This window comes from Longimicrobium sp. (assembly GCF_036387355.1).
Lineage (GTDB): Bacteria > Gemmatimonadota > Gemmatimonadetes > Longimicrobiales > Longimicrobiaceae > Longimicrobium.
Genome location: NZ_DASVTX010000359.1, coordinates 1 through 24,629, shown reverse-complemented (window position 1 = coordinate 24,629; position 24,629 = coordinate 1). Strand labels below are relative to the sequence as shown.

The following is a 24,629-nucleotide window of genomic DNA, read 5'->3' as shown; positions in this document are numbered from 1 at the left end:
GGTCCCACTCGTATCCCGTCTTCCGGCTGATTCCCGTCCGCTCGCACAGCTCAGCCATCGTGTACAGCCCTTCCTGGCGGGCTGCAATGAACCGCAGGCGCTCGTTCACAGTGTGCAGTGGCTCTGGCATGACTCGCCTCTTTCAAGGGGGATGAGTCATGCTCGCTTCCAGCTCCAGACTGTCAACCATCCTGCCGGTCCGATGTGTTACCAATCTACCCGGTCTGTACCGAGAGGCCCCCTCTCCCCGGCCCTCTCCCCCGCTGTCCCGGGAGAAAGGGAGACCTCAGCGCAAGCGTTCGGCACCGGACTCATCACCCGCGCAGGTGCAGCCTCACAGCAGTACCGTGAGGCTTTCAGCCGTTGTTGCGGCGAATTCATTCGCTCAGCGGCGTGCCCGCCCGGATTCCCCGCGGCCCGAATCGCCCGCCCGCCTCCAGCCCGTCGTCGATCGGCACGTCGAACCGGCCGTTGTCGATGCTGATCGGGTGCAGCGGATCGCTCGCCAGCACGGCGCTCCCGCTGAACTCGCCGCGCACCCGCCGCGCGGAGATCGCCGTCACCCGCACGCTGCCCAGCACCAGGATGTACGCCCGCTCCGCCACCGTCGGCAGGTCCGGATTCCCGCTCAGCTCCATGAGGTCCAGCCCCGGCGCGAACGCCCCGATGCGGCACGTGGCCGGGCGCTGCTCCTGGCACGCGGCCGGGTTGAACGCGTACGTCCCGGACCGCTCCACGTCGCCCAGCGCGAGAGTGAACACGTCCAGCGAGCCGGCCGCCGCTCCCTGCCGCGCGGCGGCGATCACCAGCGCGCTGTCCTGGCGAAACGCCCCCGCCGCCCCTTCGGGCGCAAAGAACGCCCCGGGCAGAAAAGTCAGCTCCCCATCCGCCGAGTACGAACCGTTGATCGGTCCGCGGTACGTGAACGACAAACTGCCGCGCGGATCGTCATCGTCCCCGGTCGCGTCGCCGCAGGCGGCGGCGACGAACGAGAACAGCAGCGCGAAGAGCGCGAACCTCGGCATGCGCATGGCGCACCTCTCCTTCAGGGGGAACGTGGATCGTACTCAGCGGCGGGTAGGGCCCACGCCGCGGCGCTCGCGGTGGCCGCGCCGTTCCGTGCGGCCGTTCCATCCGCCCGGCGCGGCGCTGGTGAGCCAGTGCTGCGTGCCGGCGATGCGGTTGATCTCGGCGATGGCGTCCAGCCGGCGCCGCATCTCCCCGTGCGTCAGCACGGGCGCGTCCGCGTATCCGGGGTGCTCCTGGTTCATCAGCCGCTCGATGGCGTGCTCATCCGCCTCTTCCAACGCCTCCAGCCACTCGTTGAGGAAGATGGTGATCTTGCACTCTTCCAGCGCCCGGTGAATCAGCTCGCGCGGCGACAGCCCGGAAGCGGCGGACATGAACGAGAAGTCATAGCCGGCGCCCAGGATCTTGCGGAACACCCACGCCGCGCGCGACATGTGAAAGTCCGACGTCACCACGCGGATGGAGCGCCATCCGTTGGGCTCCAGAAACTGCTCGCGCACAAAGTACGCGTTGCCCAGCGTGTCCTTGGCATCCTCTTCCAGCAGCAGCGCCGCCTCGGGCACCTCCATCCGCCGCGCCAGGGCCGCCATGGCCGCCGCCTCCGTCACGGGCGGATCGTCGTCCATCAGCCCGCACCGGCCGGAAAAGATGATGCGCGGCGCGATCCCCCGCCGGTAGAGCTCCACCGCCCGCTGCACCCGCGTGCGCCCGACGATGGGGAGCGTGCCGTCCGGCAGCACGCCGCCCCCCAGCACCACGATGGCGTCGGCCGGATGACGCTGCCCTTCTTCCGTGTCCCGCTCCGTCACAACTCGTTCAGCTCCTGGTGCAGCGTGCGCGCGACGCTGGTCCAGTCGAACCGGTCGCGCGCCACGCGGTACAGCGCCTCCTTGTGCCTCTCGCCCATGTCCAGCGCGGCCGGCACCTGCCGCACGATGTCGGCGACGGTGCGGTCCGCGGCGGCGCTCAGCTTCATGGCGTCGCCGGCGCCGGGCGGCAGGCTGTCCGCTACGGCGTCGATGCTGGCCTTCATTCCCGCGAAGTAGGTGCCCAGGGGAAAGGTACCGGACGCGAGCGCTTCCAGAAACACCAGCGGCCCCGCTTCCTTGACCACGGAGGGAAACACCGCCGCGTCGCAGCACGGAAACAGGTAGCGCAACTCGCGGTGCGTCAGGTATCCGGTAAAGATGACGCGGTCGGGACGGATGTGCGCCCGTGCGGCGTCGTAGTACGCATCCAGCTCGCCCGCCGCCTCCACCTGCTCCAGAAAGCGCGCCACCTGCGTGAGTTCCGCGTTCTGGGACTCTCCTTCGGGCGCGCCCTCCAGTTCGCGCCCCCACGCCACGATCGTTCGCACCAGGTCGCGCTCACCGTGCTGCAGCGCCCAGAGCAGCGCCTCCAGCGGGCGCCGCAGCGGCCCGTGCCCAACCACGATCAGCCGCATGTCCGGCCGCTCGCGCAGGATCAGGGGGAGGGCGGCGATCACCCCCTGAATCCCCTTGCTGCTGATCAGTCGGCCGACGAAGAGCAGGGTGGGGTCGCTTTCCCACCGCACCGCGTTCAGCCGCGCCTCCACGTCCGCGTCCGGCGCCTTGGCGTCGTACGCCGGCTCCTCCGCCAGCAGGGCCCGCAGTTCCTCCCAGCCCATGTCCCCGCGCAGCGTGCCGAGCATGGGCGCGGAGTGGCTGGCACCCCGGCCGCGCGCCATGCCGTCCAGTGCCGATGCCATGGTCCCGATCATCTCCCTGCGCCCGGACCGGGGAATGGGCTTGAACTGGCTGGTATCCACCCCCAGGTGCAGGTTCACGAACTTGTCCTCCAGCCCCGGGACGTCGCCCAGAATGGTTCGCACCCGCTGCCGCATCTCTTCGCCGTGCACAAACACACGCGACGCATCCGAGAACGCGCTCACCGCCATGCGGTGATAGCGCGCCTGCCGCTTGACGGCGAATTCGAGCGCGCTGCCGTGAGGCATGACCACGTAGGGCACTCCTGTGGCCGCCTTTACCCGCTGCGCGACCACGGACATCAGCACGGCGTGGTTGGCGTGAATGGCGGTGATCCCGTTCTCGCGGACGATGTCCAGGAGCGCGCGCGTGTTGCGCTCCAGGTAGTCCTCCACCTGCTCGTCCGTCAGGTCCACCAGGGGGATGACGTTGGGATACTGCTCGTACCTGTCCCAGACGTACACGGGGAGCGTGTCGCCCAGGTCCGGCTGGTGCAGGATGCAGCATCCAGACGTGGAGGGCGCGCGGCGGAAGCGCGTCTCCACGGTGCCGTCCGCGCGGTAGAAGCGCGCCTCGCTGATGAAGCCGTAGCGCTCGGGATGGTTTTCCTGCGCCATCAGGTGGACGGTTTCGCCCTGGCGGCAGAGCGAGTCCACGATGGAGCGCGTCCATAGATTGCTGCCGGAGCCTTCGAGCAGGTAGCCGTGCAGAATGCAGATCATGGGGACCTCGGGGCGGTGGGAAGCCCGCCCACCGTCGCAATCCCCCGGCCACGTGGCCGCGGATCGGAAACTACGAGCCGGCCGGTCCGCGGGACTCGGCCCCCGCGGGTTCGCTGGCGAAAGCCGGGCGCGGCGGGGGCTCCCGTGGTTGGGGGGTCAGCAAGCCGCCCCCGCGCACCAATGCGCGGGGGCGGCGGAAAAGGAACTTGGACGATGGATCAGCCCCCGCGCAGCGCCTCCCCGAGAGCCGCGGCGAGAACCCGGGCGTGGGGCTCGTAAACAATCCGCGCGTGCGGGCCGGGGACGGTCCACGCCCGCAGAGTTCCCGCCACGAACGGCTTCCAGCGCTCCGCCAGGGGCGGCAGATGGGCATCCCTGGGATTCCCCTCCCCGGCCACGAACAGCGCCACGGGGCCGTCGTACACGCCGTCCAAGCGATACGTCCGGATCGCCTCGGCCGTGGCCTCGTACACCTCGAAGACGCGGGACAGGCGCTCCAGCTGCGCGTCCAGCACGCGCGAACCGTTTGCCGCCACCCACGCGCTGAGCGCGGCCATCATCCCCGCCTCGCCCGCCGCGCGCAGCTGCCACTCCAGTTCCGCCAGCCGCGACTCGTCGTTGGTCACCGAACTGCGCGCGAAACGGACGAACAGCTCCACGCGGTCCGGCACCGGCGGGTCGCGCAGCGCGTCCGGCGGAATGGTGTCCAGCAGCGCCAGCAGCGCGACGTCCTCCCCCTCCGAGCGAAGGCGGCGCGCCACTTCCAGCGCGACGAGCCCTCCGGCGGACCAGCCGCCCACGCGGTACGGACCGGCCGGCTGAACGGCGCGGATCTCGTCCAGGTAGCGCTCCGCCATCGCCCCTACCGAGCGCAGCGGCGCCTCCTCCGCCGCCACGCCCGGCGCCTGCAGCGCGTGGAACGGCTGGTCCGGCCCCAGCAGGCGCGCCAGGTCCGTGTACGATGTCACCGTCCCGCCCGCGGGAGGCATGCAGAAGAAGGGCGGCAGCGTCCCGCCGGACAGGGTCACGCGCAGGCGGGCGCCGTCCGCGGCTTCTCCGCCCTTGCGGACGGCCGCCGCAAAGGCCGCCAGTGTCGGGTTCTGAAAGAGCACCGAAAGCGGAAGATCGCGCCCGAACCGCTCGCGCACCCGGGCCAGCAGGCGCACCGCGAGCAGCGAGTGCCCGCCCAGGCGAAAGAAGTCGTCCGCCGCGCCGACCCAGCTCACCCCGAGCGTTTCCGCCCACAGCGCCGCCATCTCCACCTCCGCCGCGCCGCTGGGCAGCAGGTACCCCGCCGTACCGCCCGCGCCGGGAAGCGGAAGGGCGCGGTGGTCCACCTTGCCGTTTGCCGTCAGCGGCAGCGCGTCGAGGAGCACGATGGCCTGCGGGACCATGTACGTGGGAAGCCGCGCCGCGCAGTGCGCCCGCAGCGCCGCTTCATCCACCTCTCCCGCCACGTACGCGACCAGCCGGTTCTCCCCCGCCGAGTCCGGGCGGGCCAGAACGGCCACGCCGCGCACGGCGGGGTGCCCGCGGAACACAGATTCCACCTCGCCCGGCTCCACGCGAAAGCCGCGCACCTTCACCTGCGCGTCCACGCGGCCCAGGAACTCCAGTTGCCCGTCCATCCACCGCGCCCGGTCCCCGCTGCGGTACAGGCGCGCGCCCGGCGCCCCGTACGGGTCGGGGATGAACCGCTCCGCCGTAAGCGCCGCACGGCCCAGGTACCCACGCGCCACCGCCGGCCCGCCGATGAACAGTTCGCCGGACACGCCTTCCGGAAGCGGACGCAGGTGCGCATCCAGCACGCACAGCGTCCGCCCCGCCGCGGCCCTCCCCACGGGCGTCCGCGCCGGCACGCCCGCGGCGCCGAAGTCCTCCGGGACCGCGAACGCGGCGGCCGTGACCACCGTCTCCGTGGGTCCATACGCGTTCACCAGCACCGCGCCGCCGGGCACCTCCACCCATCGCCGCGCCCGCTCCGGCGCCATCGCCTCCCCGCCCACCACGCAGATCCGCACGTGGCGGCGGACGATGGCCAGGGCGGCGGAATCGTCCACCACCTGGTTCCAGTACGCGGTCGGGATGTTCAGGTAGGTAATCCCCTCTTCCGCCACGCGCGTGGCAAGCTCCGCCGGCGTCCACAGGCCGGGTGCGCGCATCACCAGCCGCGCGCCGGACAGCAGCGCGGCCAGGATCTGCTCCACGGAGGGATCAAAGGTCAGCGCCATGAAGCCCAGCACGCCATCCCGGTCCGTGATCCCGAACCGCTCGCGCACGCCGTCCACGTTGGCGAGCGCCGCCGCGTGCGGCACCACCACGGCCTTGGGCGCGCCGGTGGAGCCGGAGGTGTAGATCACGTACGCGGCGCTGTCCGGATCCGTGTGGCCGGGCATCCCCCTCCCGCCATCGTCCGGACCACCATCCTCCTCGATGACGAGCACGGGGAGGGCCGTTTCCGGCAGCCGCTCCCGCAGACGCGCCTGCACGGCGACCACGGCCGCGCCGGAATCCGACAGCGTGAAGGCGATCCGCTCCGCCGGATGCGCGGGGTCCACGGGGAGATACGCCGCGCCCGCCGACATCGCGCCCAGCATGGCGATCACCGCCGCCGCGGAATGCTCCGCCACCACGGCGACGGGACGGTCCGGCACCGCGCCCGCGGCACGAAGCCGGGCCGCCATCCGGTCCACCCGCGCGCCGAGTTCGGCGTAGGTGAGCGACACACCTTCCGCCACGAGCGCGACGGCATCGGGCGTCCGCCGCACCTGCGCGGCGAAGCGGCGGTGGACGGTCGCCGCCGGGAGCACGCCGCCGCCGTCGCCCAGGGCCAGCAGGCGCACGGTTTCCGCCTCCGTCGTAACCGGCAGCGCGAAGACCGGGCACTCCGGATCAGACAGCGCCGCGTCCAGGAGCACGGCGAAGTGCTCCGCCATCCGCCGCACGGTTTCCGCCCGGAACAGGTCCGTGGCGTACTCCATCACCCCCGCCAGGCGGCCGTCCTGCTCCGCCAGCGTGAGGGCGAGGTCCACGCGCGACGTCTCCCGCGAACGGGGGAGCGGCACCCCCGCCAGCTCGCCCGGCGCGGCCGCCCCCGTCTGCGCGGGCGGCGTGGTCATGAGCGTGAACATCGCCTGGAATACGGGGTTGTGGCTCAGCGTGCGCTCCGGCTGCAGCGCCTCCACCACCCGCTCGAACGGCACGTCCTGGTGGTCGTACGCGCCCAGCGTCATCTCCCGCACGCGCGCCAGCAGACCGCGGAACGAGGGGTCGCCGGACAGGTCGCCGCGCAGGGCGAGCGTGTTGGCGAAGAAGCCGATCAACCCTTCCACTTCCGGACGCGTGCGGTTCGCGATCGGCGTCCCGACCACCACGTCGTCCTGCCCTGACCAGCGCGCCAGCAGCACCTGGAACGCCGCGAGCAGCACCATGAACGGCGTGGTTCCCGTCCGCTGCGCCAGTTCGCCCACGCGGGCCGCGGCTTCACCCGGGATTGCGAACGGAACGGACGATCCCTCCCCGCTGGGGGTGGCCGGGCGCGGCCGGTCCGCCGGAAGCTCCAGCAGCGCAGGGGCGCCGCCCAGCCGTCCGGCCCACCACGCCACCTGCGCGTCCATCTCTTCTCCGGCCAGCGTGCGGCGCTGTTCCGCCGCATGCTCTCCGTACGACAGCGGCAGTGCGGGCAGCGGCGACGCGTCTCCGGCGGCAAAGGCGCGGTACAGCGTCGCCATCTCGCCGCGGAAGATGCCGATGGACCAGCCGTCGCTGACCACGTGGTGCATGGTCCACAGCAGCAGATGGTCCTCGTCCGCCGCGCGGACCAGGCGCACGCGGAAGAACGGGCCCTCCGCCGGGAACGGGCGGAGCGCCTCCTCTTCCGCCATCCGCCGGAACGCATCCTCCACCCGCTCCCCGTGTTGCACCCTCACCTCTTCCGCCCGAAGGCGGACGGGGCGGGGCGGCTGCACCACCTGCACCGGCTCGTCCCCGCGCCGCTCGATGCGCGTGCGCAGCGGCTCGTGGCGGCGGACGATCTCGTCCAGCGCGCGCTCCAGCGCCCACTCGTCCAGCGGGCCCACCAGGCGCAGCACGCCGGGGAGGTTGTACGGCACCGTGCTGCCCAGCTGCGACAGCACCCAGAGCCGCTGCTGCGGAAAGGTGAGCGGATATATGCCCGGCGGATACACGGCCCGCGGCTCCTCCTCCGCCTTTTCCGCCACGGCCGCGGCGGCCGACGGGCGCGCCGCCTCCACCCCCGCCGCGAGGGCGGCCACCGTGGGCGCGGCGAAGAAGTCGCGGATGGGGAGCGCGACGCCCAGCCGGGAGCGGATGCGCGACAGCACCTGCGTGGCGCGAAGCGAGTGCCCGCCCACGCTGAAGAAATCGGCGTCCGGCTCGATGCGGTCCGCGTCGCGCCCCAGCACCTCCGCCCAGATCTCCGTCACCGCCGCTTCCGCCTCCGAACGCGCGCGGATCGGACCCGTGCTGACGTACGCTGCCGGTTCCGGAAGCGACGCGCGGTCCACCTTGCCGTTGGGCGTCACCGGCAGCGCATCCAGCCGCATCACGTCCGCGGGGATCATGAACTCCGGCACCCGCGCGCGCAGGTGCTCGCGCAGGGCCCGCTCGTCCGCGGAGCCGACCACGTACGCCACCAGACGGCGCTCGTCCCCGGCGCCGCGAGGCACCACGACCGTGTCGCGGATGGCGGGATGAGTGCGGATGGCTGCCTCCACTTCGCCCGGCTCCACGCGGAAGCCGCGCACCTTCACCTGCCGGTCCGCGCGTCCCGCGATCTCCACCGTGCCGTCCGGCCGGTAGCGCCCCAGGTCACCCGTACGGTACATGACATCGCCCGGATCCCCGGTCCACGGATTGACCATGAACCGCTCCGCGCTCAACACCGGCTCGTCGCGGTATCCCAGCGCCACGTGCGGGCTGCGCATCCAGATCTCGCCGAGTTCGCCGATCCCCGCCCGCGCGCCCGAAGCCGTGCGGAGGATGAGCTGTACATCGCGGATGCCGCGCCCGACCGGGACGATCTCCGAGCCCAGCCCGTCCAGGTCGCGCGGCACGGGAAAGAAGCCCACGGCGCGCTGCGTTTCCGTGGATCCGTAGTAGTTCACCACCTGCACCGCCGGGGCGAGCCGGTGCAGCCGCGCGACCTCCGTCCGCGTCAGAACGTCGCCCACGAAAAAGGCGAGGCGGAGCGAGGGGACGGTCGCCGGCGTGTGTTCCACGTCCGTCAGCAGCTGCCCCATCGCGGGGGTGAGATGGGCGACGGTGATCCCGCTTTCCGCCATCCACGCGGCCAGATATCCCGGCTCGCCGATGCGCTCCGGCCGCGGCGCCACAATCGCCGCGCCCAGTTGGAGCGGGGTGAACACGTCCCGGTGCAGCGGATCGTGCGCCAGCCCGGACAGCAGGCTGAAGCGGTCCGCCTCGCCCACGCCGAAGGTTTCGGCCAGCCACGGCGTGAAGTGCGTGAGCGAACCGTGGCGCCCCATCACCGCCCGCGGCGTCCCCGTCGTCCCCGAGGTGAATGAAAGGTAGGCGAGCGAATCCGGCCCGATCTCCACCTCTGGCGCCACCGGCGGAACGGAAGCCAGCCCGTCCACGCCCGCCGTGTCCTCACCCCTCCGGACACCGAGCGGGATCGTCGAACGTACGCTGTCGGCAAGACGCTCCTCCACGTCCAGCGGAACCGGCCCGGCGGTCTCCATGCGCAGCAGGGCCGCGGGACGGGCGAGCCGCACGTATTCCGCCAGCCTCGCTGAGGGATACGCGGGGTCCAGCACCACGAAGGCGGCGCCGGCGCGCAACGTTCCCAGCAGCCCGCGGACGAGCGCGGCGGAGCGGTGCGCCCAGATGGCGACCACGTCCCCGGGCAGCACGCCGTCCGCCACCAGCCGGGCGGCGATGCGGCTCGCCGCTACGTCCAGCTCGCCGTAGCTCCAGCGCTCCCCCGGGTCCTGCACCGCCACGGCGTGGGGCGCACGGGCCGCCTGTGTCGCGAACAGGGCGGGAACGCTTCCCCGCCACGCGTCTGACAGCGGCTCCGCGGGGTCCGGCAGCGCATCATTTTCCGTCTTCAGCGAGAACGCATCCAGCGCACGCGCCGGATCCTCTGCCGCTCGCCGCAGCACGGCGCCGAGCTGCGCGAGAAGGGCGTCCATCCGCGCCGCGTCGAACAGGTCCGCGTTGTACACCAGGTGCATGGCCAGCCCGTCCGGCCGCTCCGCCGCGTACAGCGTGAGGTCGAACTTGCTCGCGAGCTGCGCGCCCGCGCCAAGCCCGGTCACCGCCGTTCCGCCGGTTTCCGCCGCCTCCCCGGCCTCGCCTTCGCCGAAGTTCAGCAGGTTGAGCATGACCTGGAACACGGGGGTGTGGCTCAGGCTGCGCTCCGGGCGCACCTCTTCCAGCACGCGCTCGAACGGCACGTCCTGGTGCGCGTACGCGCCCAGCGTCGCCTCGCGGACGCGTGCCAGCAACGCCGTGAACGACGGATTTCCCGACAGGTCCGTGCGCAGCGCGAGCGAGTTGAGAAAGAGGCCGATCAGCCCCTCCACCTCCGCCCGCGTGCGCCCGGCGACCGGCGTTCCCACCACAACGTCGTCCTGCCCCGAGAGGCGGGAAAGAACGAGGGAGAAGCCCGCCAGCAGCACCATGAAGGGTGTGGCGCCTTCCCGCCGCGCCAGTTCGCGCACCGAATTCGCCAGCGCCGGCTCCAGCGTGGCGACCGCACTCGCGCCCCGATGCGTCTGCACGGCGGCGCGGGGGCGGTCCGCCGGAAGCTCCAGCCGCGGCGGCGCGCCGGACAGCGTTTCCCGCCACCAGGCGAGCTGCCGGTCCAGCACCGGACCGCGCATCCACTCCCGCTGCCAGAGCGCGTAGTCCGCGTACTGCACGGGGAGCGGCGCCAGCGGCGAGGGCCGTCCCTGGCGGAAAGCGTCATGCAGCGCCGTGAGTTCCGTAATCAGCACGCGGTTGCTCCAGCCGTCGCTCACGGCGTGGTGCACGTTCAGCAGCAGGACGTGGTCGTCTTCCGCCAGCCGCACCAGCGACGCGCGAAAGAGCGGCCCCCGCTCCACGTCGAACGGCGTGTTCGCGTTCTCCGCGGCCAGCGCGCCGAGCCGTTCCGCCCGCTCGCTTTCCGCCAGCCCGGACAGGTCGTGAACCGGCAGGCCCTCCGGCGCAGCGGGGAGAATGCGCTGCACCGGGAGGCCGTCCACCTCGGGGATGGCGGTGCGCAGCGTCTCGTGGCGCCGCACCATTTCCGTCACCGCCGCACGCATGGCGTCCGCGTCCACCGCGCCGAGCAGCCGGTGCGCGGAAGGCATCAGGTATACGGCGCCGCCCGGCTCCATGCGGTCTACGAACCACATCCGTTCCTGCGCGAACGAGGCGGGAGCGGTGTCGCCGCGAGGAACCGGGCGGATGGGCGGGATGGCGAGCGCGGGGTCCGCGGCGCGCGCCCGGTCGATCTCCGCCGCGAGCGCGGCCAGGGTGGCGTGCTCGAACACGGCGCGAAGGGGAAGCTCCACCCCGAACGCGTCGCGCACCCGGGCCGACACGCGCGTGGCCAGAAGAGAGTGCCCGCCCAGCGCGAAAAAGTGGTCGCCGCGCACAATGTCCGGCCGCCGGAGCAGCGCCGACCAGATCTCCGCGAGCGTCCGCTCCGTGTCTGAAACCGGTGCCTCTCTGCCCGTCTCCGCGACCGCCTCTGGTGCCGGAAGCGCGCGGCGGTCCACCTTGCCGTTGGGGGTGAGCGGGAGCGCGTCCATCCACACGAACCAGGACGGAACCAGCCAGTCCGGGAGCAGCGCGCGCAGCGATTCGCGCAGGGCGCCCGCATCCGGCCTTTCTCCTTCCGCCACCAGCCAGACGGCGAGCGCACGGTCCGTCCCCTCGCCGTGCCCCTGCACGAAAGCGTCACGCACGGCGGGAAGGGTGCGGAGCGCGGCCACCACCTCCGCCGGCTCCACGCGGAACCCGCGCACCTTTACCTGCGCGTCGGCGCGCCCCGCGATTTCCACCGATCCGTCCGTGCGGTGGCGGCCCAGGTCTCCCGTGCGGTACAGGAGGTCCGCGGGATCGCCCGTCCACGGGTTGGCGACGAAGCGCTCCGCGGTGAGCTCCGCGTCGTTGCGGTAGCCCGCCGACAGGTACGGCGTGCGGATGGCGATCTCCCCCACTTCGCCCACGCCCGCCCGCTCGCCGGCCTGGTTGAGGACGAGGAGCTGCACGCCCTCGATTCCCCGCCCGACGGGCTGGTTTCCGGGGAGGGGCGCGGCGGGGACGCGAAAGAAGCCCATGGCCTGAGGCGTTTCCGTGGCGCCGTAGAAGTTGACGACCTCCACCCCCGGCGCCATCGCACGGATTGCGCGCACGTCGCCGTCCGCAAGCAGGTCGCCGCCAAAGCACGCCAGCCGCAGCGCGGAAAGGGCGTCCTCCCCCGCCCCGCCGGCCAGAAGCTGCGCCATGGCGGGGGTCAGATGCGCGACGGTGACAGAAACCGAGCGCATCCACTCCGCCAGCCACCCCGGTTCGCCGATACGCGCCGGGTCCGGAACCATCAGCGAGCCGCCACAGGTGAGCGGGGCAAAGAGGTCGCGCAGAAGCGGGTCGTGCGCGAGCCCCGCCAGCAGCGCGAAGCGATCGCCCGCGCCGGTGGCGAACTCGCGCCCGTACCATCCGAAGAAGTGGGCAAGCGGCCGGTGCGTCCCCGCCACGGCCTTGGGCGCGCCCGTCGTTCCCGAGGTGAAGGCCAGATACGCCGGATCGTCCGGGCCCACCTTAACCATTGGTGCCACGGGCGAGCCTTCCTCGTCCGCCAGCGCGCCGGCGAGGACGAGTTCGGAACGCACGGTTTCCGCCAGCGCCGCGGCAAGTTCATCCGCCACGGGGCCCGCCGCGGCGATGCGCACGAGCGCGGCGGGACGGGCGATGCGGGCCTGCGCGGCAAGGCGCGCGGCCGGGTACGCGGGATCGAGGATCGTGAACGCCGCGCCCGCCTTCCACACCCCCAGAAGGGCGCGGGCGAGTCCCGCGGACCGATGCGCCAGGACGGCAACCACGTCCCCCGGGCGCACGCCGGCCGCGATCAGCCGGTGGGCGACACGGCTGGTATCCGCGTCCAGTTCACCGTAGGTCCAGCGGCCCTCGGAATCCGCCACCGCCAGCCGGTCCGGCGCGGTGGCGGCGCGGGCCGCGAAACGCTCGTGCACGGCTCCCGTCCACGGCTCCGCCGGGAGCGGAAGCGCCGGATCGGGGAGCGCCGTCCGCGCGTCCTCCGTCAGCAGAGAGAGGGCGTGGATGGGGCGCGCCGGATCGTTTGCCGCCTCCCGCAGCACGGACGCGATCTGGGCCAGAACGCCACGCATCCGCCCCGCGTGGAACAGGTCGGGGTTGTACACCAGGTGCAGGGTGAGCCCCTCCGGCGTTTCCCCCGCGTAGAGGGTGAGGTCGAACTTGCTCGCTGGCGCGCCCCCCGTGCCGATCGGCCGCACCTCCAGCCCGGGGAGGGACACGTCACCCTCCTCGAAGTTGGACAGGTTGAGCATCACCTGGAACACCGGCGAGTGGCTCAGGCTGCGTTCCGGGCGCAGCGCCTCCAGCACGCGCTCGAACGGCACCTCCTGGTGCGCGTATGCTTCCAGAGTTGCTTCGCGCACGCGGCACAGCAGTTCGCCGAACGACGGATTTCCCGACAGGTCCGTGCGCAGCGCGAGCGAGTTGAGGAAGAGGCCGATCAGTCCCTCCGTCTCGCTGCGGGTGCGCCCGGCGATGGGCGTTCCCACCACGACATCGTCCTGCCCGGCCAGCCGGCCCAGGACCACGTCCAGGGCGGCGAGCAGCACCATGAAGAGCGTCGCGCCCTCGCGCCGGCCCAGCGACAGAACGGAATCCGCCACCTCGCGGTCAAGCCGCAGGCTCTCCGCGGCGCCCGCATGCGTCTGCACGGCGGGACGGGGACGGTCCGTCGGCAGGGCGAGGAGCGGGGGCGCGCCGCCCAGCCTGCGGCGCCAGAACTCCAGCTGCGCGTCCAGCACCTCACCGGCGAGCCACGCCCGCTGCCAGTGCGCAAAGTCCGCGTACTGGATGCGCAGCGGCGGGAGCGGCGATGGCGCGTTCCGGGAGTACGCGTCGTACAGCGCGGACAGCTCGTTCCACAGCACGCCCATGGACCAGCCGTCGCTGATCACGTGGTGCAGCGTGAGCATCAGCAGGTGCTCGTCGTCCGCCAGGCGCACCAGCGATGCCCGGAAAAGTGGGCCCTGCTCCAGGTCGAAGGGGGCGGCGGACTCCGCCCGCGCGCGCCGCAGCGCCTCCGGCCCGCGCTCCGCCTCCGGCAGCCCGGTCAGGTCGTCCACAGGGAAAGAGACGGACGCCGCGGCCTCCACGCGCTGCACGGGAACGCCGTCCACGCGGGGGAAGCGGGTGCGCAGCGGCTCGTGCCGGCGCACCACCTCGTCCAGCGCGCGGCGGAGCGCGTCCACGTTCAGCGGGCCGTGCAGCAGGTAGTGGAACGGCATGTGGTACACGGGGCTCCCCGGCTCCAGCCGGTCCACGAACCACATCCGTTCCTGTGCAAACGAGAGCGGCAGGTCGCCCTCGCGCGCCACGGGGACGATGGGCGGCGCATCCGATCCCGCCACCGCGCGGGACAGCCGCTCGATCTCCGCGGCCTGCGCGGCGAGCGTGGCGTGCTCGAACACGGCGCGAACCGGGAGTTCCACGCCGAACGCCTCGCGCACCCGCGACACCACGCGCGTGGCGAGAAGCGAGTGTCCGCCCAGTTCAAAGAAGCCGTCCTCCGGGCCCACGCGTGCGGTGCCCAGCAGTTCCGCCCAGATCCCCGCGAGCAGTTCCTCCGCCGGGGTGCGCGGCTCGGACGGGCCGGAGCGGGCACTCGCTTCCGGCTCCGGGAGCGCGCGCCGGTCCACCTTGCCGTTGCGCGTCAGCGGCAGCGCATCCATCCGCACGAACGCGCCGGGGATCATGTACTCCGGCAGGTGGCCGCGAAGGTGCGCCCGAAGCTCCGCATCCTCCACCACGCCCGCGGTCACCATCCACGCCACCAGCCGCTCGGCGTCGCCCGTGCCGCGGGGGAGCACGACGGCCTCGCGAACGGCGGGATGTTCCAGCAGCACCGACTCGATCTCGCCGAGCTCGATACGGAATCCGCGCACCTTTACCTGGTCGTCCGCGCGGCCAAAGAACTCCAGGCCGCCGTCCGCCAGGCGCCGCGCCAGGTCTCCCGAGCGGTACAGCCGCCCTTCGGAACCCGCCACGAAGCGCTCCGCCGTGAGCGCCGGGCGGCCCAGGTAGCCGCGCGCCACGCCCGCGCCGCCCACGTACATTTCGCCCACGACGCCGACGGGAACCGTGTGCCCGCGGCGGTCGCGCAGGTGCACGGCGAGGTCGGGAATGGGGATGCCGATGGGGCTGGCCGAGCCGCCGCGCACGTCTGCCTCGCCGATGACGCGCCACGTGACGTGCACCGTCGTCTCGGTGATGCCGTACATGTTCACCAGCCGCGGCCGCTCCGCCCCGCGGCGCTCCACCCAGCCGCGCAGGCTCGCGGGGTCCAGCGCCTCGCCGCCGAAGATCACCTCCCGAAGCGCCAGCGTGCGTGCACTTCCCGCGGCCGCGGCCAGCTCGTCCGCGTGCATGAGCTGGCGGAATGCGGACGGGGTCTGGTTGAGCACCGTGACCCCCTCCCGCGCCAGCAGCGCGTAAAAGGCGTCCGGCTCACGGCTGACCAGGAAGGGGACGACCACCAGGCGCCCGCCGTACAGCAGCGCGCCCCACAGTTCCCAGACGGAGAAGTCGAACGCGTACGAGTGGAACAGCGTCCACACGTCGTCGGCGCCGAAGCCGAACCACTCGTCCGTAGCGGAAAAGAGGCGGAGCACGTTGGCGTGCGTGACCTGCACCCCCTTGGGGCGGCCGGTGGAACCGGAGGTGTAGATGACGTAGGCGAGCGACTCCGGCCCGGCCGTCTCCGCGGGCGCCGTGGCGGGTTCCGCATTGATCAACGCCGCGTCCGCATCCATGCGCACGAGCGTGGCGGATTCGGGGAGCCGGTCCGCCAGCGCGTCCACCGTCAGGACGAGGCTCACGCCGGAGTCATCCAGCATGTACGCCAGCCGGTCCTGCGGATACGCGGGATCCAGCGGCAGGTACGCGGCGCCCGCCTTGAGGATGGCCAGGATGCTGGCGACGGTCTCAATCGAGCGCTCTACGCAGAGGCCCACCAGGGTGTCCGGCCCGGCGCCGAGCGCGCGGATACGGTGCGCCAGCCGGTTGGCACGCGCGTCCAGTTCGCCGTACGAAACGGCCTCGTCCCCGAAGGTGACCGCGATGGCATCCGGCGTCCGGGCAGCGCGCGCGGCAAAGGCACCGTGCAGCGTGTCCGTGACGGGAAAGGTGGCGACCACGGCGCCCATCGCCTCGGTCGCCGCACGCTCCTCATCCGACATCAGCGGCAGTTCGCTGACGGCGGTGTCGGGCGCCGCGGCGGCCGCGGCGAGCAGGTTGGCGAAGTGGCCTGCTATCCGCTGCGCCGTGGCGGCGTCGAACAGGTCCGTGGCGTACTCGATCCCCCCTCGCAATCCGCCATCGCTGGTCTCCACCAGCCCCAGCGTAAGGTCCACCTTGGCGACGGTGGCGCCCCCCGGCGCGCCTGCCAGCGTGATCCCCGGAAAGCCCTCGCCGGGGCCGTCCGGCGTGTTCTGCAGCACCATCATCACCTGGTAGATGGGCGCGTGGCTCAGGCTGCGCCCGGGCTGCAGCTCCTCCACCAGCCGCTCGAACGGGAGGTCCTGGTGCGCGTACGCACCCAGCGTGGCTTCGCGCACGCGGGCCAGGTGCGCGCGGAACGACGGGTCGCCGCCCAGGTCGCCGCGGATGGCCAGCGTGTTGACGAAGAAGCCGATCAACCCTTCCACTTCCCGCCGCGTGCGGCCCGCCACCGGCGTGCCGACCACGACGTCCTCCTGGCCGGACCAGCGCGAAAGCAGGAGCTGCCAGGCGGACAGCAGGACCATGAACAGGGTGGCCCCTTCCCTTCGCGCCAGCGCGCGGACGGGCTCCACCAACTCGGGCGGGAGGTGGAAGTGGAGCGCCGCGCCGCGGTGGCTCTGCACCGGAGGGCGGGGGCGGTCGGTGGGGAGCTGCAGAAGCCCCGGCGCGCCGGCCAGGTGCTCGCGCCACCACGCCACCTGCCGCTGCAGCACCTCGCCGGAAAGCCACTCGCGCTGCCACGCCGCGAAGTCCGCGTACTGCACCGGCAATGGCGGGAGTTCAAACGTCTCGCACTCCGCGAATCCGCGGTACAGCGCAATCAGCTCCCGCCAGAACACGCCCATGCTCCACCCGTCCGACACGGCGTGGTGCATGGCGAGCAGCAGCAGGTGGTCGTCGTCCGCAAAGCGCACCAGCCGCGCGCGAAAGAGCGGGCCCTGCTCCAGGTTGAAGGGGAGCGCGGCCCACGCGGCGGATCGCTCCGCGGCTGCGGCGTCCCGCCCGGATTCGGCCACGGACGCGACGTCCTCCATCTCCAGCGCGAACCCGTCCGCCGGCTCGACGCGCTGCACCGGCGCGCCGTCCACCACGGCGAAGCGGGTGCGCAGCACGGCGTGGCGCTCCACCAACACCGCCATCGCCCGGGCGAGCGCCTCCCGGTCCAGGGCGCCCCGCATGCGCACGGGGAACGGCATGTTGTAGACGGGATTGCCCGGCTCCAGCCGGTCGATGAACCAGAGCCGCTCCTGCGCGAACGAAAGCGGCTGATCGTTTTCCGCCACGGGCGCGAGCGGCCGGGCGGCGATCCCCGCCTCCGCGCGCACCGCCTCGTCCACCCGCTCGGCAAAGGAGGCCAGCCGCGACGACTCGAACAGCGCGCGCAGCGGCACTTCGGCCCCGAACGCCTGGCGCACGCGCGAAAGCACCTGCGTGGCGACGAGGGAGTGGCCGCCCAGCAGAAAGAAGTCGTCGTCCGTGCCCACACGGGGAAGGCTCAGCAGTTCCGCCCAGATGGCGGCGAGCACGTCTTCCGTGGGCGTGCGCGGGGCGGAAAAGGAGCCGTCCTGATCCGCGGCCGTCGTGGCGGGCGCGGGGAGAGCGCGGCGGTCCACCTTGCCGTTTGGCGACAGCGGCAGCGCATCCAGGAGCACCCAAGCGGAGGGCACCATGTGCCCCGGCAGGCGGCGGGCGAGGGACTCGCGCAGCGCCGCGGGCTCCGGGGCGACCCCGTTTCGCGCGGTCACGTACGCCACCAGCCGCTTCTCCCCCGGCCCGTCCGCGCGGGCGATGACGACGGCGTCGCCCACGTGGTCGTGCTCGCGGAGCGCGGCCTCGATCTCCCCCGGCTCGATGCGGAATCCGCGCACCTTGACCTGCTGGTCGATGCGGCCGAGGAACTCCAGCACTCCCCCCGGACGCCAGCGGACGAGGTCCCCCGTGCGGTACAGGCGCCACCCGGGCCGCCCGTACGGATCGGGAACAAAGGACGCCGCGGTGAGCGCGGGGCGGTGGTTGTATCCCCACGCCAGCCCGGCGCCGCCCGTGTACAGCTCGCCGGGCACGCCGGCCGGGCAGGGCTGCATCTGCTCGTCCAGCACGTGCACGACAGTGTCGGCAATGGGGCGGCCGATGGGGACGGAAGAGCGGGCCAGGTCCTCGGGGCGGACGAGGTGGCAGGTGGTGAAGGTGGTGTTTTCCGTGGGGCCGTAGCCGTTGGTGATGTGCATCGACGGAACGGCATCCATTACCCGCCGCAGGTGGTCCACCGAGAGCACGTCGCCGCCGGCCATCAGGTGCCGTACGCCGGCGAGCGCGTACGGATCCTCATCCGCCACCAGATGGAACAGCCCGGCGGTGAGCCACAGGTGCGTAACCCCTTCGCGACGCACGGCTTCGGCGATGGTGGCCACCTCCGGCGTGCCCGCGGGCGCCAGCGCCATGCGGCCGCCGTTCAGCAGCGGGGCCCAGGCCTCCAGCGTCAACGCGTCGAACGAGGCGGGGGCCAGGTGCAGGAAGACCGTGTCCGTGCTGAAGTTGGCGTAGCCGCCGCGGCGCACCAGCCGCACGACACCCCGGTGCGGAACCACGACGCCCTTGGGACGGCCGGTGGAGCCCGAGGTGTAGTTGACGTAGGCCGCCGCGTCCGCGGAAACCTCCACCTCCGGATCGGAATCCGCCTCCGCGCGAACGGCTTCCCGCTCGGCATCCAGATCGACGACCATCACATCCGTGGCGGGAAGCGAGGCGCGCAGATCCGCGGAAGTGACGACGGCCTCCAGCCCCGTGTCCGCCGCCAGCCAGGCCAGGCGCTCGGCCGGATACGAGGGATCCAGCGGCACGTACGCCCCGCCCGCGCGCAGCACGGCCAGCAGGGTGACGACCAGATCCGGCCCGCGCTCCAGGAAGATGCCGACACGCGCCCCGGCGCGAACGCCACGCCCGATCAGGTGGCGCGCCAGCCGGTTGGCGGCCGCGTCGAGCTCCGCGTACGTCATCGTTCCGCCCGCCCACGACAGGGCGGCGGCGTCCGGCGACTCCGCCGCGCGCTGCGCGAACACGGCGTGAACGGGGAGGCCGCGGTCCGCCGAGGCGCGGCCCACGCTCCACCTCCGGAGCTCCTCCACCTCCTCCTCCGTCAGCATCCCCAGCTCGGCGGCGGGCAGGTCCGGCTCCGCGATGGCGGCCTCCAGCAGCGCCTCGAAGTGCCCCACCATCCGCTCCGCGGTGGCGGAATCCAGCAGGTCCGTGGCGTACTCCAGACGCACCGACATCGCCGGCCCGGTGTGCCAGACGGCGAGCGTGAGGTCGAACTTGGCCGCGGTAAAGTCCTGCCGCACCCGCTCCATGCGCGGCTCCGCTTCCGCCACGGCCACCGCATCCGTTGAAGCCGTCGCGGCCGCCCCGGAGGCCGGCGCGGACGACGGAGCCGGGGCGGAATCCGCCGTACGCTCCTGCGCCGGGGCGTCCGCGGACGACGAAGCCCCGGGCGCGGCGACCGGTCCGGTTTCCGTCACGGGCGTGCTCTGCAGAACGAACACCGCCTGCACCAGCGGCGGCGTTCCCCCCGCGCGGTCCGGGTTCAGTTCCTCCACCAGCCGCTCGAACGGCATCTCCTGGTGCTGATACGCGTCCAGCGTCGTCTCGCGCGCGCGGCGCACCAGCTGGCGGAAAGTGGGATCTCCGGACAGGTCGCCGCGCAGCACGAGCGTGTTGGCGAAAAAGCCGATCAGCGGCTCCAACTCCGCCCCGGTGCGCCCCGCGACGGCGGTGCCCACCAGCAGGTCCTTCTGCCGCGTGTAGCGGGAAAGGAGAAGCTGAAAGGCGGCGAGCAGCACCATGAACGGGGTGCCCTCCTCCTCCGCGGCCAGCGCCTGCACGGCATCCGCCACCCCCTCGCGCAGCTCGATCCCCACCGCATCGCCGCGACCGCTGGGGGTGGCGGGTCGGGGATGGTCCAGCGGCAGGTCCAGCAGCACCGGCGCGCCCGCCAGCCGCTCCTTCCAGTGCTCCACCAGGCTGTCCAGCCCGGCGCCGGAAAGCCGCTCGCGCAGCCGGCGCGCGTACTCGCCGAAGGTGAGCGGAAGCGTCGGCAGGGGCGAGGGTTCGCCGTTGCCGAAGGCGGTGAGCAGCGTCCCCAGCTCGTTCCAGAACACCCCCATGCTCCAGCCATCCGTCACCGCGTGGTGCGCGGCGAAGAGCAGGGCCCAGTCCTCCGCACCCATCCGCACCATGGTGGCGCGAAAGAGCGGCCCCTGCTCCAGGTGGAACGGCTCCGAAGCGGCGGCCTGGGCCAGGCGCTCCAGCTCGGCTTCCCGATCCTTTTCCGCCCGGGACGACAGGTCCACGACGGTGAGGCGGAACGGCTCGTGGGGCGCCACCACCTGTACGGGGTTTCCGTCCCGCGTCGCGAAACGGGTGCGCAGGGCACCGTGCCGGCGAAGGATCTCGTCCAGCGCGCGCTCCACCACCCGCTCGTCTACGGCGGAAAAGAAGCGGCGCGCGGCGGGGACGTTGTAGGCCGGGTTGGCCGGCTCCAGCCGGTCCAGCAGCCACATGCGCTGCTGCGTGAACGACACGGGAAACTCGCCGCCCTCCGCCGTGTCGACGGGGGCGGCGGGCGCGGGTTCGGCGCGGCGCGTCTTGAGGCGCAGGGCGAGCAGCCTGCGCTGCTCGGGGGTCAGCTCGTCCAGCCTGCTGGAAATCTTGCTCATCACACTCTCGGTGCTCTCCCACCGTCGGGAGAGGGACGGAAACAGCGGTTGTGCCCGGGCCGGGCGTGCTCACCGGTGGCCGGAAGGGTACAGAATCCAGAACCCGCCACGGACGGCCACTCCGGCGCGTCCGTGGCGGATTCGGTGTGGAGCCGTGCGCGTCAGTCCCCGGCTTCGGCCAGCAGCGCCTCGATTTCCTCGGGCGACAGGTCCGCCAGTTCGTCCACCATCCGCGCGAGGACGGGCGAGCCCGCGCCCTCTACCGCCTCCGAGATCCCGGCGATGGTGGGGTGCTCAAAGAAGGTGCGAATGCGGATCTCCACCTCGAAGGTCTGGGCGATGCGCGCCAGCACCTGCGTGGCCAGAAGCGAGTGCCCGCCCAGCGTAAAGAAGTTGTCTTCCACCCCGAAATCGTCGCGGCGCAGCACCTCGGCCCAGATGTCGGACACCATCTCTTCCACCACGGTCCGTGGCGCGATCCGTTCGCCCTCCGGCACTGTTTCCGCCTGCGGAGCGGGGAGCGCGCGCCGGTCCAGCTTGCCGGTGGTCGTCATCGGCATGGCGTCCATGGTCACGTATGCGGCGGGAACCATGTACTCCGGAAGCCGCTCGCGCAGAAACGCGCGCAGTTCGGCGCCGGCCGGTTCGCCCTCCGCGGAGGGGACCACGTACGCCACGATCCGCTGGTCGCCGGGTACGTCTTCGCGCACCAGCGCGGCGGCCTGCGCGACCGACGGGTGGCGCAGAAGGGTAGCCTCGATCTCCCCCAGCTCGATGCGGTAGCCGCGCAGCTTGACCTGCGTGTCGAGCCGCCCCATGAAGACCAGCTGGCCGTCGTGGCTCCACCGCACGCGGTCGCCCGTGCGGTACATGCGCGGGCCGCCGTCCGGAAACGGATTGGCCACGAAGCGCTCGGCGGTGAGCTCCGGCCGGTTGCGGTACCCGCGGCCCACCCCGGCGCCGCTGATCCACAGCTCGCCGGGGACGCCGATGGGGGTGGGGCGCAGCGCCGCGTCCAGCACGCGGGCGCGGGTGCCGGCGACGGGCCGGCCGATGGGGAGAATTCCTTCTCCGCCATCCTGCGCACGAAAGAAGGTCGCCCAGACGGTGCACTCCGTCGGCCCGTAGACGTTGATCACCTCGCCCGCGCGGGCCAGCAGCCCCTCCGCCAGCTCCGTCGTGAGCGCCTCGCCGCCGCAGAGCACGCGCAGCTCCGGCGAGCCGCTCCACCCCGCATGAATCAGCATCCGCCACGACGCGGGCGTCGCCTGCATGACGGTGACGCTCTCCGCCGCCATCATCCGGGCCAGCGCCACGGCGTCCGTCGCTTCTTCGCGCGAGGCCAGGACGAGGCGCGCGCCGGTGGTGAGCGGGCCGAAGATCTCCAGCACGGAGATGTCGAACGAGGTGGTGGTGACGGAAAGGAGCACGTCGTTTTCCGCCAGCCCCGGATCGCGCGTGACGGCGCCCAGGTAGGCGGCCACGGTGCCGTGCTCGATCTCCACCGCCTTGGGGCGCCCCGTGGAGCCGGAGGTAAAGAGCAGGTACGCCAGGTCCGACATGGACACGGCCACCGCGGGCGCGTCGAACACCTCTCCCGCCACCGGCCGCGCGGGCACGGCGAGCTCGTCCGCGGCCGCGTCCCCGTCCACGATCACCACACCGGCGCCCGCGTCCCGCCGCATGAAGGCGATGCGATCCGCCGGATAGTCCGGCTCCAGCGGCACATAGGCGGCGCCGGCCTTCCAGATCCCGACCAGCGCGGCCACCATGGCCGCCGTGCGCTCCATCCGCACGCCCACCACGTCCCCCGTCCGCACCCCGCGCCCCACCAGGGCCGCGGCGATCCGGTTGGCCCATCCATCCAGCTCCCGGAAGGTGACACGTTCGGCACCGGCCACCACGGCCACCGCGTCCGGGGTGCGCTGCACCTGCGCCCCGATCAGCTCGTGGACGGGGGCGATGGGCGCCTGCAGCTCCGGCCCGGCCGCCCAGGTTTCCGCCACCGTGCGCTCTTCCGCATCGTCCATCATCCGCAGGTCGCCCACGCGCGTATCCGGCGCAACGGTGGCGGAATCCAGCAGGGTGCGCAGGTGCTCGGACATGCGCACGATGGTCTCGTGATCAAACAGGTCCGTGGCGTATTCCATCTTGGCGCCCAGCCCGCTGAGCGTTTCCACCGTGGCCAGCATCAGGTCGAACTTCGCCACGCCGGTGTCCACCAGGCTCACGTCGTGCTCCGCGTCCACCGGCCGCGTGGACAGGACGGTGCGCGTTTCCGGCGTGAGTTCGCGGTGCGTGCGCACGAAGGTGTGGTGAAAGTAGAGCGCCTGGAACACGGGGTGGCGGCTCAGGTCCCGCTCGATCCCGAGCAGGTCCACCAGCTTTTCAAACGGCAGGTCCTGGTGCACGTCGGCCTGCAGCACCGCGTCGCGCGTGCGCCGCACGATTTCGCGAAAGGTGGGGTTGCCGCTCAGGTCCATGCGCAGCGCGGCCGTGTTGACGAAGACGCCCACGATCTGCTCGACTTCGGCCCGGCTGCGGTTGCCCAGCAGCGTGCCCACCACCACGTCGTCCTGTCCGCTGTAGCGGTGCAGCAGGACGTAGAAGCCGGCCATGATGACCATGTTGAGGGTCACCGCTTCTTCGCGGCACAGGTCGCGGAGCTGGCCCGTAAGGCGCGCGTCGAAGCGGAACCGGTGGAACCGGCCGCGGAAGCTGGACACGGCGGGGCGCGGATGGTCCGTCGGCAGCTCCAGCACGGGGCCGCCCGCCAGCGAATCGCGCCAGTATCCCACCTGCTTTTCCAGCGTTTCGCCCTGCAGGTACTGCCGCTGCCACACGGCGAAGTCGGCGTAGCGCAGCGTGGGCTCCGCCAGCGGCGAGGGGCGGCCCTCGGCGTAGGCGCCGTACAGGTCCACCGCCTCGCGCAGCACCAGCGGGTACGACCATCCGTCGATGATGATGTGGTGCAGCGTGATCACCATCGCGTAGTCCTCGTCGGACACGCGCAGCAGCGTGACGCGAAACAGGGGGAGCGTGTCCATGCGGAAGGTGCGGGCACCTTCTTCCGACACGACCGCGTTCACGTCCGCGGAAAAGTTCTCGCCCACCCGGTGGCGGCATTCGATGGTCTCAATGCGCACCGGAAACGGGTCGTGGACGTGCTGCATCAGCTGCCCGTCGGCGCCCATGTGAAAGGTGGTGCGGAGCGATTCGTGGCGGCGCACCACCTCGCTGTAGGCGCGCTCCAGCAGCCCCACGTCCAGGTCCGCCTGCACCAGCACGGACACGGGGACGTTGTACATGGGGCTGTCGGGGGCGAACTCGTTCAGGAACCACATGCGTTCCTGCGCAAAGCTGGCCGGGTGGTCGGGGCCGGGGCCGGCGGCGGCGGTCACCACTTCGCGCGGGCGCAGCGCGGGCGCCTCGCCGCGCAGCCGCCGCTGCAGAAGCGCGCGCTTGTCGTCGGAAAGGGAGGCCCGCTTGGCCGTGATGTCGTGCGTGCTCATGGATGCATCCACTCGGAACAGGTCAGCGCGCGATGTCCACGCGCACGAAGTCGGGAAAGGGCTGCACGGTGGCGAGATCGTGCTCGAACACGATCAGGTCGCCGTCGCGCTCCACCTCACGAAAGCCGCCAAAGCGGTAGGTGACTTCCATCATCCGGTTGCGGCCGTTGGGCTTGAACTCCGCGCGCAGCCTCGCGCCGGCCGCCCGCGCCTCGTTCATCACGTGGCTCATCATGATGGTCCCCACCCCGCGCGACATTACCCGGCACGACATCAGCAGCAGCTTGAGGGTCCACACCGCGTCCGAGGTTTTTTCCACCAGCGCCAGGCCGATCTTGCCGTAGCCGCCGTAGCGGTCGTCCAGCCCGGCGACGAGCAGCAGGTGTCGTGAAGAGGTAC

Annotated in this window: 5 protein-coding genes and 1 pseudogene; all 6 read right to left on the bottom strand. The window is 72.2% G+C overall.

The genetic code is table 11. The features are described from left to right. Window positions 1-377: 377 nt before the first annotated feature. Window positions 378-1,031, bottom strand: a complete 654-nt coding sequence (locus VF665_RS15675; protein ID WP_331054378.1) for a hypothetical protein — start codon at window positions 1,029-1,031, stop codon at window positions 378-380. A gap of 36 nt (window positions 1,032-1,067) precedes the next feature. Next, window positions 1,068-1,838, bottom strand: coding sequence for a YdcF family protein (locus VF665_RS15670; protein WP_331054377.1), 771 nt, complete (start codon window positions 1,836-1,838; stop codon window positions 1,068-1,070). After that, window positions 1,835-3,478 (bottom strand): glycosyltransferase, encoded by a 1,644-nt coding sequence (locus tag VF665_RS15665; RefSeq protein ID WP_331054376.1) that lies wholly within the window; start codon window positions 3,476-3,478, stop codon window positions 1,835-1,837. Before VF665_RS15665 ends, VF665_RS15670 begins: the two co-directional genes overlap by 4 nt. A 218-nt stretch (window positions 3,479-3,696) precedes the next feature. Further along, window positions 3,697-20,718, bottom strand: a complete 17,022-nt coding sequence (locus VF665_RS15660; RefSeq protein ID WP_331054375.1) for a non-ribosomal peptide synthase/polyketide synthase — start codon at window positions 20,716-20,718, stop codon at window positions 3,697-3,699. Window positions 20,719-20,879: 161 nt separating this feature from the next. Beyond that, the gene (locus VF665_RS15655; protein WP_331054374.1) at window positions 20,880-24,230 is read right to left on the bottom strand and encodes an amino acid adenylation domain-containing protein; all 3,351 of its coding nucleotides are present in this window, start codon (window positions 24,228-24,230) and stop codon (window positions 20,880-20,882) included. 22 nt (window positions 24,231-24,252) lie between these two features. Further along, window positions 24,253-24,629 (bottom strand): annotated as a pseudogene (locus tag VF665_RS15650) (hypothetical protein); the annotation flags it as partial.

Bases quoted from the DNA above. Each gene is read 5' to 3' on its own strand.
- VF665_RS15665 (WP_331054376.1), bottom strand. From the start codon at position 3,478: ATGATCTGCATTCTGCACGGCTACCTGCTCGAAGGCTCCGGCAGCAAT.
- VF665_RS15660 (WP_331054375.1), bottom strand. From the start codon at position 20,718: ATGAGCAAGATTTCCAGCAGGCTGGACGAGCTGACCCCCGAGCAGCGC.
- VF665_RS15675 (WP_331054378.1), bottom strand. From the start codon at position 1,031: ATGCGCATGCCGAGGTTCGCGCTCTTCGCGCTGCTGTTCTCGTTCGTC.
- VF665_RS15655 (WP_331054374.1), bottom strand. From the start codon at position 24,230: ATGAGCACGCACGACATCACGGCCAAGCGGGCCTCCCTTTCCGACGAC.